General features: G+C 68.2%; 10 protein-coding genes and 2 pseudogenes. 2 read left to right on the forward strand and 10 right to left on the reverse strand.

Annotated elements, in window-relative coordinates; genetic code table 11:
• Window positions 1-20: 20 nt before the first annotated feature.
• From ACFC51_RS20610 to ACFC51_RS20635, 6 genes are all read right to left on the reverse strand, one after another.
• Entirely contained in the window at window positions 21-878 is an 858-nt protein-coding gene (locus ACFC51_RS20610) for an RNA polymerase sigma factor SigF (RefSeq protein WP_376530049.1), read from the reverse strand.
• A 204-nt stretch (window positions 879-1082) separates the two neighbouring features.
• Complete coding sequence (locus ACFC51_RS20615; protein WP_376530050.1) at window positions 1083-1463, reverse strand: anti-sigma factor antagonist; 381 nt, start codon at window positions 1461-1463, stop codon at window positions 1083-1085.
• 40 nt (window positions 1464-1503) lie between these two features.
• Entirely contained in the window at window positions 1504-2841 is a 1338-nt protein-coding gene (locus ACFC51_RS20620) for a PP2C family protein-serine/threonine phosphatase (RefSeq protein WP_376530052.1), read from the reverse strand.
• A gap of 158 nt (window positions 2842-2999) precedes the next feature.
• Window positions 3000-3359: an STAS domain-containing protein gene (locus ACFC51_RS20625; protein ID WP_376530054.1), complete on the reverse strand. Its 360-nt coding sequence runs from the start codon at window positions 3357-3359 to the stop codon at window positions 3000-3002.
• On the reverse strand, window positions 3356-4621 hold the full coding sequence (locus tag ACFC51_RS20630) for a PP2C family protein-serine/threonine phosphatase (protein WP_376530056.1): 1266 nt from the start codon (window positions 4619-4621) through the stop codon (window positions 3356-3358). The genes ACFC51_RS20625 and ACFC51_RS20630 overlap by 4 nt, the downstream gene beginning before the upstream one ends.
• Window positions 4621-5430 (reverse strand): alpha/beta fold hydrolase, encoded by an 810-nt coding sequence (locus tag ACFC51_RS20635; RefSeq protein WP_376376635.1) that lies wholly within the window; start codon window positions 5428-5430, stop codon window positions 4621-4623. Before ACFC51_RS20635 ends, ACFC51_RS20630 begins: the two co-directional genes overlap by 1 nt.
• Before the next feature lie 109 nt (window positions 5431-5539).
• Between ACFC51_RS20635 and ACFC51_RS20640 the strand changes: the two genes are divergently transcribed.
• Window positions 5540-5683 (forward strand): hypothetical protein, encoded by a 144-nt coding sequence (locus ACFC51_RS20640; protein ID WP_376376633.1) that lies wholly within the window; start codon window positions 5540-5542, stop codon window positions 5681-5683.
• 526 nt (window positions 5684-6209) lie between these two features.
• On the opposite strand, the gene istB is transcribed toward ACFC51_RS20640, so the two are convergent.
• Window positions 6210-6992, reverse strand: coding sequence for an IS21-like element helper ATPase IstB (istB, locus tag ACFC51_RS20645; RefSeq protein ID WP_376530086.1), 783 nt, complete (start codon window positions 6990-6992; stop codon window positions 6210-6212).
• On the opposite strand from istB, the pseudogene ACFC51_RS20650 reads away from it, so the two are divergent.
• Window positions 6949-7573: pseudogene (locus ACFC51_RS20650) on the forward strand (IS5 family transposase); the annotation flags it as partial. The gene istB and the pseudogene ACFC51_RS20650 overlap by 44 nt on opposite strands.
• Window positions 7574-7756: 183 nt before the next feature.
• Here the strand turns inward: ACFC51_RS20650 and ACFC51_RS20655 are convergent.
• From ACFC51_RS20655 to ACFC51_RS20665, 3 genes and pseudogenes are all read right to left on the reverse strand, one after another.
• Entirely contained in the window at window positions 7757-8464 is a 708-nt protein-coding gene (locus ACFC51_RS20655; RefSeq protein ID WP_376376631.1) for a hypothetical protein, read from the reverse strand.
• A 339-nt stretch (window positions 8465-8803) separates the two neighbouring features.
• Window positions 8804-9850, reverse strand: coding sequence for a S1 family peptidase (locus ACFC51_RS20660; protein WP_376530058.1), 1047 nt, complete (start codon window positions 9848-9850; stop codon window positions 8804-8806).
• A gap of 170 nt (window positions 9851-10020) precedes the next feature.
• Window positions 10021-10143, reverse strand: a pseudogene (locus ACFC51_RS20665) (IS5/IS1182 family transposase); the annotation flags it as partial.
• Window positions 10144-10268 lie beyond the last annotated feature (125 nt).

Raw genomic sequence — 10268 nt, forward strand, 5'->3', positions numbered from 1 at the left:
CGCGTGGAACCCCTGCTTGCTCAGTTCTGGTTGAGCATGCCGTGGCGGAGCTTGGCGAGGATGCGGGTGAGGAGGCGGGAGACGTGCATCTGGGAGAGGCCGAGGTGCTCGCCGATCTGGGACTGGGTCATTTCCTGGCCGAAGCGCATCTGGACGATTTCCCGGTCGCGGTCTTCGAGGTCTGCCAGCAGGGGTGCCAGGGCGTGGATGTTCTCCACGAGTTCCATGCCGGGGTCGAGTCCGCCGGTGATGTCGGCGTAGGTGGCGCCGGCGTCGTTGTTCTCGGAGCTGATGGGCAGGTCGATCGAGCCGGCGGTGTATCCGTTGGCGGCGACGAGGCCGTCGATGACCTCTTCCTCGCTGATGTCCAGGTGGGTGGCGAGCTCGGCGACGGTGGGGTCTCGGTCCAGGATCCGGGAGAGGTCTTCCTTGGTTTTGGCCAGGGTGACGCGCAGCTCCTGGAGGCGCCGGGGGACGTGGACGGCCCAGGTGGTGTCGCGGAAGAAGCGTTTGATCTCGCCGACGATGTAGGGGATCGCGAAGGTGGTGAACTCGACCTCGCGGGAGAGTTCGAAGCGGTCGATCGCCTTGATCAGGCCGATGGTCCCGACCTGGATGATGTCCTCCATCTGGCCGTTGCCACGGTTGCGGAAGCGTCGCGCGGCGTACTGCACCAGGGACAGGTTCATCTCGATGAGGGTGTTGCGCGCGTACTGGTGCTCGTGGGTGCCCTCTTCGAGGACCTGCAGCTGTTCGAAGAACAGCTTGCCCAGCGCACGGGCATCCTTCGGGGAGATCTTCGACGGGTCGGCGATCTGCGGAAGTGCTGCCGGTACCGCGGTTCTTCTTGCGCCGGAGGTCGTGAGTGCTGTCGCCATGAGGGTCCTTCCACTGCGCCTGGACGCAGCGGAGATCCGCGCACGTACTTCCGCTACTTCCCTGGATGATGTGCCCCACGCCTGCCGCTGCGACAAGAATGCTGACGGCCCGTCCGGTTGGCGTGAGTCATGGGCCGGGCGTGTTCATCGCGCTGCTTCGCGGGAGGCACGAGGTGTGGAGGGTGAGCTCCGTCTGTTGGCGGGTCAGGTGTCCGTGCCGGGGAGCGCTGTGATGCCGGCCAGGGCCTGGGTGAGTGTGGGATGGATCGTGAAGACGGTCGTGGTGCCGGTGACGGCGAGCCGGTGGCTGAAGGAGGCGCTGAGCGGACCGACGAGGACGGTCCGGTGGCTCAGGCGGGCGTGCAGGAGGAGGCCGAGGAGTGATTCGTCGCCGAACTCGAGAGCTCCGAGGTCCACGATCAGAGGCCGGGCGGCAACGGTGGCCCGGGCGAAGGCTTCCTCGAGGACGCCGCTGTCGCCGGGGCCGGTGATTCCGCGCAGGGTCAGTACGTAGGCGTCGGGACCGTGGAACGTCACGCCGAGCACGCTCAGGCCGTCCTCTATGTCGTCGCCCGGAGCGTCCATCTGGCCAGCATGACAGACGCGGACATAGGGACCGACCCGGTCAGGCGGCCGGGGGGACGCGCAGGGCGAGCAGTGCGGTGTCGTCACTTGCCCAGCCACCGTGATGGGCGGCCAGGACCGCGGTGAGATGTTCGATGGTGGCCGTGGCGTCGAGCGGGTGGGTGGCGGCAAGAGCGGCGACGAGCTCCTTCTCTCCGAACACACCAGGGCCCTTCTGCCCAGCTGTCATCCCGGGACGGGGCCGCGCCTCGCACGCACCGTCGCTGTAGAGCAGCAGCAGGTCCCCGGGAAACAGCTGGTAGTCGACGTCGGTGAGGTGGATCTGCTCCATGACGCCCAGGAGCGTTCCGGCCTGGCCGAGCTCGTGAACCGTTCCGTCCGCCCGGCGTACGAGGGCCGGCGGGTGCCCGGCCAGGGCGATTCGCCCGGACAGGCCGGCGGGAGTGGCGTGGAAGGTGGTGTAGACCGCGGTCAGGAAGCGTGGCGAGTTCTGGGCGAACATCGCGCTGTTCAGCCGGGCCAGCAGCCGCGCGGGGGTTGCGCTCAGCCCGGCGTCGGCGCGCACCGTGTAGCGGGCCATCGCGGTGACTTTCGCCGCTTCCACGCCCTTGCCGCACACGTCACCCAGCACCGCCCCGTAGGCGTCGCCGGTGGTGTGGAAGAGGTCGTAGAAGTCGCCGCCGACTTCCACGTCGCTGGGTCCGATGGCTGAGGCGGGCAGATAGGAGGCGGCCGCGTCCAGGCCGGGCACCGGCCTCAGCGCCGGAGGCAGCAGACCCTGCTGCAGGGAGTGGGCGAGGTCGGCCGAGACCTGTTGCGCCTTCTGCGCGGCGGCCAGGCTCTGACGCAGATGGACTTCCGCGGAGACGGACCGGGCGAGCGTGGCGAGCGTGGTCAGATCGGTCTGCGACCAGGTACGCGGGACGTCATCGATGACGCAGAAACTGCCCAGCACCTGCCCGTCGGGGCTCATCAGCGGATAGCCCGCCCATGCCCCGATGTTCATCGGCCCGACCGAGGGGTGGTCGCGAGTGCGTGGGTCAGCGGCGGCGTCGTTCACGATGAAAGCATCCCCGGCCAGCCCCACCAAAAAGAAGCAGAAGCTCTCCCGAACGGGGTTCTGCCGCTGCGCGAGCCCCGGGGCCTCTACACCGACACACGACTTCCAGAAAGAGCGTTCCCCATCGACCAGCGTCACGAACGCCCGCCCCGATCCGGTCATCCGAGCCGCCAGAGACGCGAGATCCTCGAAGACCTCCTCCGGCCCGGTATCCAGCAGCCCCGTCGCAGCCACAGCCGCCAGCCGCACAGGATCCGACAACGCCGCGGGCAGACCGTCGGCCCGCAGCCCGCCGACAAAATCCACTCCACCACCCACGCCGCCCACTCCTTCACTGACCATTCACATATTGACCACAGTGATTATCCGTACTGGTGCGACCGAAACCAACAGCGGATGTCCCCCGCCACCACCTACGAGTAACCTGCCGAGCACGCGTCCTTGTTCCGGCACGCTCCGCCGGACGGCACGGCCGTTCATTCGGAGGCGATTCGCCAGGCGTCTTCGGCGGCCTGGGCGGTGCGGTGAGTGGGGAAGACGTGGTCCAGGCCGACGATGCGGAAGATCCGGGCGACGCGTTCGGGGACCCCGGCCAGGGCGATGGACGCGTCGCAGGCCAGGGCGTGGTTGCGGGCGGCGATCAGGACGCTGATGCCGCTGGAGTCGCAGAAGGTGATTTCCGTCAGGTCCAGGACGAGCTGCTGGCCGGGTCGCAGGTTGAGCCCGGGGAGGGCGTCGCGGACTTCGGGTGCGGTGTGGTGGTCGAGTTCTCCGGCGAATTCGATGACGGGACCGGCGGTGGTGGTGCGGGTGTGGAGGGTCAGGTGCTTGGTCACTGCTGCTCTTCACTGGGGTTTCGGGGCACGTGGACGGCCAGGACGGCGGTGTCGTCGTCCACTCCGGTGCCGAAGGTGTCCAGCAGGTCGCGGACCGCGCCGATGGCACCGCATGCGGTGGTGGGGGCCAGGGCGCGGCCGAAGTCGAGGAGGGCGTCGTCGCCGTAGCGGCCGTCGTCGCCGCCGGCGACGGTGTGGGCTTCGGTGAGGCCGTCAGTGTGCAGGAGCAGGGTGTCGCCGGGGGCGAGGCGGACGGTGGTGGTGGAGATGTGGGCGTCGGGCAGGACACCGATGAGCTGCCCTCCGGGGGTGGGCAGGTAGTCGGCGGTGCCGTCGGCGCGCATCAGCAGGGCCGGGGGGTGTCCGCCGCTGGCCAGCGTGATCCGGAAGCCGCCCCGCTGGGTGTCGGGGGTGAGCAGGCCGAAGACGACGGTGCAGAAGCGGGGGTCGGTGCCGTTGTACTCGTGGTTCAGGACGGTGTTGAGGTTGCCGAGGACGGCGGCCGGGGCGGGGTCGTAGACGGCGGCGGCGCGCAGGGTGTAGCGGGCCAGGGAGGTGACGGCCGCTGCGGCGGCGCCCTTGCCGCATACGTCGCCGAGGAACATGCCCCAGGTGCCCGCGGCGAGGGGGAAGAGGTCGTAGAAGTCGCCGCCGACCTCGTCTACGGAGGCGATGTGGTAATAGGCGGCGACGTCCAGGCCCGGCACGTTTTCCATCACCGGCGGCAGCAGGGTCTTCTGGAGGGTGGTGTTGAGGAGCTTGAGGCGGTTGCGTTCGCGGTCGGCTTCCTGGCGGGCGCGCAGCAGCTCGGTCTCGTAGGCGCGGCGGTTGCGGGCGTCGAAGATCGTGGTGCGGATCAGCAGCGGTTCGCCGTCGCTGCCGGTCTTCACGGTCGAGGTGACCATGACGGGCAGGCGGGAGCCGTTCGCGGTCTTCAGCTCCAGGGCGATGCCGCTGATCTCGCCCTGCATCCGCAGCAGCGGCGCGAAGTGCGTCTCGTGGTAGAGCCGGCCGCCCACGGTCAGCAGCTCGGAGAAGTTCTTGCGGCCCACCAGGTCGCCGCGCTCGTAGCCGAGCCAGTCCAGCAGCGTGGTGTTGATCTTCGCGATCCGGCCGTCCAGCAGCGTGGACAGGTAACCGCAGGGGGCGTGTTCGTAGAGGTCCTCCGCGCTGTCCTCCAGCAGCTCGGAGAACCGGGCGTCCTGGTCCGCCGGACCCTGGAGGGGGTCCTTGCCGTCCTCGGTGTCGTCGGCCGTGGACATCACCGGGCGGTCCCCGCGAACGCGGCGATCACCGCGGCGGTCTCCTGCGGTGCGGCGAGCTGCGGGCAGTGCCCGGTCGCGTTCAGCGTGACCAGCCGGCTGCCCGGGATCTGTGCGTGGACGAAAGCTCCCACCTCCGGCGGGGCGATCGCGTCGTGGGAGCACTGGGCGACCAGGGTCGGCACCCGCACACCGGCGAGGTCGGCGCGGTTGTCGGACAGGAATGTCACCCGGGCGAAGACCCGCGCGATTTCCGGGTCCGTACGGCAGAAGCTGCTCGTCAGCTCCTGGCCCAGCTCCGGCCGCTCGGGGTTGCCCATGATCACCGGCGCCATGGCCCCGGACCAGCCCAGGTAGTTCGCGTCCAGGGACTCCAGCAGCTCATCGATGTCGGCGGCGCTGAACCCACCCCGGTAGCCGGCGGCCGGGTCGTCGACGAAACACGGCGAGGGGGCGAGCAGCACCAGGCCGGCGAATGCCTCGGGCTCACGGACGGCGGCCAGCACGCCCATCATGGCGCTCACCGAATGACCCACGAACGTGAGCGGGCCCAGCCCCAGGTCCCGGCAGACCTCCAACACGTCGCTCACGTACCCGTCCAGCGAGGAATACCGCGCGCGGCTCCAGGCCGACAGCTGCGAGCTGCCCGCGCCCACGTGGTCGAAGAGGACGACGGTGAAGTCACGCTCCAGAATCGGCACCACCAGACGCCACATGTTCTGATCGCACCCGAAACCGTGCGCCAGCACGACCACCGGTCCACCGGCCCGCCCGGTCACCCTCACATGGTTCCTGCTCCGCACATCCATGCCCGCCATCGTCGCAGACGGTTCCGAGCGCGATCGCGGCGCTATCAAGAGCCTGGCGCTCAGATGGAGAACGTTCGATTCCCGGCCCGTCATCGGGGAGGGGGGCTCGGTGGACCTTTCCTCCATCCATGTGGAAGCTGACGGTCTCCGCCGGCACACCCCGTACTGCCGCATGCACTTCCACCTGCCCACCCTGAGTCGCGAGCCGCTCTCCCACCCCGGCAACGCGACCATCGGCATGGGCGGTGAATGACACGTCCATGGCTATGACGACTTCTTGGGGAGTCGCCTGTCGAGGAGTTCGGGAGGCGTGTGGCCCGGTGTGCAGTGATCAACATCGATGAGTTTTGGTGTCGATCGTGTGTGCGATTCGCGGGTGGTGGGGTCTGCTCCATAATCCAGCTGTGGACATATCCGATGAGGGCCAGCCGCTCGATCCCGCCTGGCATGAGATCAACAACAACGTGTATGGCGGCCTGGCAGGAGCCCCGGGTGCATCGTGGGTGGCCGAGCGGTTCATCGGGGCCGGCTGGAGTTCCAGATCAGGTTCGTCGTGGGAGTCGTATGAGGTCGCTGGTGCCGCATCGAGGTCGACCCGACCGACGGGGACACGCTCCTGAACGGAGTTGTCGATCCTCAACGGTTTGAGGATCTGGCTGCGCTGCTGACCCGGTTCGGTCTGCGGTTCAGTCTTGAGCTCTATGACGATGACGGGGAACTGCTGCGGGAGATCGAGGCTGGAACTCCGTCAGCGCCTCATGACGCAGCTCCGCGGTCTCTCAGCCGGTTGCTCGCTCCGCTTGGGCTCGGGTGGAGGCGAGGCGGTAGGAGTCGGTGCCGGTTTCGATGATGGTGCCGTTGAAGGTGAGTCGGTCGACGATGGCCGCGCAGAGGCGGGGGTCGGTGAAGGTCTTGGTCCAGCCGCCGAAGCGCTCGTTGGAGGCGATGGCGACGCTGTTCTTTTCCTCGCGTTCGGTCAGGACCTGGAAGAGGAGTTCGGCGCCGTGGCGGTCGAGTTCCATGTAGCCGAGCTCGTCGATGCAGAGAAGGTCGACGCGGCCGTAGCGGGCGATGGTCTTGTTCAGCTGCTTCTCGTCGGCCGCCTCGACCAGCTCGTGCACGAGCTTGGTGGCGAGGGTGTAGCGGACGCGGTAGCCCTTCATCGCGGCCTCGGTGCCCAGGGCGATGAGCATGTGGGACTTGCCGGTGCCGGAGTCGCCGATCAGGCAGAGCGGCTGACTCTTCTTGATCCACTCGCAGCTTGCCAGGGTGTGGATGGTGGCCGGGTCGATGTTGGGGTTGGCGTCGAAGTCGAAGGACCGCAGGGACTTCTCGCGGGGGAAGCCGGCTGCTTTGATCCGCCGTTCGGAACGGCGCCGTGCGCGATCGTCGCACTCGGCTATCAGCAGTTCGGCGAGGAAGCCGCGGTAGGTCATCTGATCTTTGGTCGCTGCGGAGGCGATGTCGGGGAACTCGGCACGGATCGTCGGCAGCCGCAGGAGACGGCAGGCGGTGTCGTTGGCGGCGTCGACGGCCCACCGCAGGTTCCTGATCTGGTCCAGGGCCGGTGTCTGGGGCCGGCTGCACGAGGAGATGCTGCACCGCTTGGACGACGCCGGCCTGCTCGACCTGTCCCGGGCCGTGCTCGACTCCGCCCACGTCAAGGCTAAAAATGGGGCGAACTCACAGGTCCGAGCCCCGTGGACCGAGGCAAGCCGGGTTCCAAGATGCACGTCCTGTCGGACGCGAACGGACTGCTCCTCCTCGTCGGCCTCTCCGCGGCCAACACCCACGGCAGCCTCGCCCTGAGCCCATGATCACGGGTCATCAAACGAGACACGGCCCCCACCGCGGCGGCTACTTCAAACCCCAGCGCCTCCATGCGGACAAGGCATACGACGTCCCTCACCTGAGGAAATGGCTATGGAGCAAGCACATCGGCGTCCGCATCGCCCGCAAGGGAGTCGAATCCAGCGAACGGTTGGGCCGCCACAGATGGGTCATCGAACGCACCATGACCTGGCTCACCGGCTACCGTCGACTCAACCACCGATTCGAACGCCAACCCCGCAACTACCTGGCCTTTCTCGGCCTCGCCCCAGCATTCTGCTGCTACAAACGACTCGCCCGACTCACCACATAGGACACGGTCTTAACCATTTGGGGAAGTCCCCCCATTTTCGGGCCTCGCTTCGCTCCTCGACGAGCTCGGCGTCGATGTCGGCGTTCGCATATTGGGGAAGCTCCACGACGTGCACCGCCTTGGCACGCGCGGTGCGGCCGGTTCGACCGGACAAAACACAGTGCAGGAGGACGTCCGCGGCTTTCAACGGCTCCAGCTCGGCGAGGGGTCGTCCGGCCCACCGTAAGGAACCGGCCTTCCCGTGGTGGCGTCCAGGAGGACGCGCTCGTCGAGCGGCCGGTCCAGCTGCACGGTCACACCTTCCTTGTCCAGCTCGGCGGTACAGGGGCCGTCGTTCCGGCCGGTGGAGTAGGCGGACAGCACCACGCTGTCGTCCGTCTCCAGAGCATCCACGGCAGGACCTGTGTCGCAGGAGCCGTGCGCAGCGGCCACAGTGACGGATCGGCCGTCCTCGGCGATCCTGGTGAGGCGGTCGATCGGGGTCAGGACGCGGGAGGAGGGGATCGGCTCGACCGGGCCGACCGGTGGTTCGGGCAGCTTTGAGGGGAGGAGGGCGGCCTGCTTGAGTGGGCCGTCGTAGCCGTCCAGGGTGAACAGCCACGCCGGTACGGTCGCGGGGCCGCGGCTGGTGGCCAGGGTCATTTCGCCGAGTTCCGCACCGGTCACTGTGAGGTGTGGCCCGGCGCCGCCACCGCGGGCCAGGGACTCGTACGCTGTCCGTGCCCCGGTCAGAGGCATCTGGAGCGTGTGGCCGTCCTCCCACTGGGCGTACCCGTCCTGCTGGGGGAGGGCGGGCAGGCCACCGCGCAGCACGAAGTTCTGCCTCTCGTAGGCGCGGGTGTCGGCTCCGTCGCGGAGGCCGCCGTGGGGGAGTTGCACCGCTTCTCCCATCGGGTGGTATCCCTTCCGCCACTCCTCAGCGGCTCGGGATCCGTCCCAGGCGCCAGCGACCCGGTGGGCCCGTGCTTCCCGCTCGGTAGCCGGAGACGGGCCACCGGCCCGGGGGCGGGGAGGGTCAGCACGCTCCTCCCCGCAGCCCGCCAGGGCGAGGACCCCCGCGCCCAGCAGGACGAACGGCGCCAAGAGGCTGGTGGCACGGGCGGTGACGGCAGGCATGGTGGCTCCCAGGAGGCTGACTGGCGGTGAGGAGGCGGATGCGTGTGGTGGCGACGTGCCGGATCGCCACTGTGACGGGGCGGCGGGCGACCGGGTTTCGTGGCGGGCAGTGGGTCAGTAGACCTTGAGGTCGTAAGGAATGATCGCCTTGTACACCGGCTGGTAGAAGGTGACGCGGTCGCTTTGACCGTCGGTGTTGCCACAGGGCTGGTCGACGTAGTTGCCGCCGGACGTGATGCCCAGGGCGGTCGTCCCGGTGAACATCCCCCCGCCGCTGTCCCCAGCGACGTTACAGAGACTGGTCTTGATCATGTTGTAGTAAGTGCTTCCATCGTCACAGTTGACGGTCGTGCTCGGCTCGAGCACCATCCCGTCGAGGTCCTGGCTCATGGTGCCGACGCGCTTGACCTTCTCGCCGTCCACAGCCGGACGCGAGTTGGTGATCTGCGACTCCGAGCCGTCCCGGTACTGGACGACCCCGTACGCGATGACGTTGGGGTTGCTGTGGGCGACGATGGCCCAGTCGCCCGGCTCGGACTGCCAGTGGGTCACCCTGCCCAGCGGAACGTTCCCGGTGCGCCGGTTCCAGTCGTAGTACCCACCGACCATGCAGTGCCCAGCGGTGAGCATGTACCGGTTCCCGGCGTCGTCGGTGACGTTGAACGCGGCGCTGCATATCCGGTTGCTCGAGGTGATACCGAGGCCGCCCCGCATCTCATACGCCGACTTCTCCAGCGCACCTTGGCGCTTGGTGATGCTCACCGCGTCCCCGTGCGCCTCGGCGATCTTCTCGATGCGAGTCCGGTCGGCATCGGAGACTCCGTCGTGGATATCGACGGATATCTTGTTGCTGCTCGGGTCGACGCCCCACGCGGTGTTGGGGATACCGGCAAGCGTGTTCAGGTCAGCCTGTGCGGTGTCCAGCTCGGACTGGCTGTGGGCGACGATCTCCGCCGTCCCTCCCGCAACCCGCACCGTCTCGGCAGCGGCCTGGTCGGTGACAGCGAGGACGGGGCGCCCGTCCTCGTAGTGGACGCCAGCGGTACGATCGTCGCCAAGCCCGGCAGCCAGCGCCACCAACCGAGCGGGGTCGGTGAGCGGCTCCGCAGCGGCCGTCGCCTGCCCGGCAGGCAGCGCGAAAACGGCAAGCAGACTTCCCACGACGGCGACGATCCCTCCGCGGCATGTGTGACGTCTCGGCATGTGTACTCCCCCAGTAGACGAAGACGGCGTCTTCGTGTTCAGCAATGCCAGGGAGGAGCATGCCGCCACCTGGTGGCCGGTCGACGAACGCCGGAAGACCAGCGTGCGGAAATCACTACGACCGTGTCCTATGTGGTGAGTCGGGCGAGTCGTCTGTAGCAGCAGAGTGCTGCGGCGAGGCCGAGAAGGGGGAGGTAGTTGCGGGGTTGGCGTTCGCATCGGTGGTTGAGTCTGCAGTAGCCGGTCGCCCAGGTCGACTGTCTATGCAAGGAGACGGTGGCACACCGCCGTGGCCACGCTCGCCCTGCACGACCGCGTCCGCTACACCGACGGCTGCGCCGCCCACCCCGTTCCGCCCTGGGCGGCCGTGTTCCTG

Source organism: Streptomyces sp. NPDC055962, assembly GCF_042270185.1.
In the GTDB taxonomy this organism is placed as follows: Bacteria; Actinomycetota; Actinomycetes; order Streptomycetales; family Streptomycetaceae; genus Streptomyces.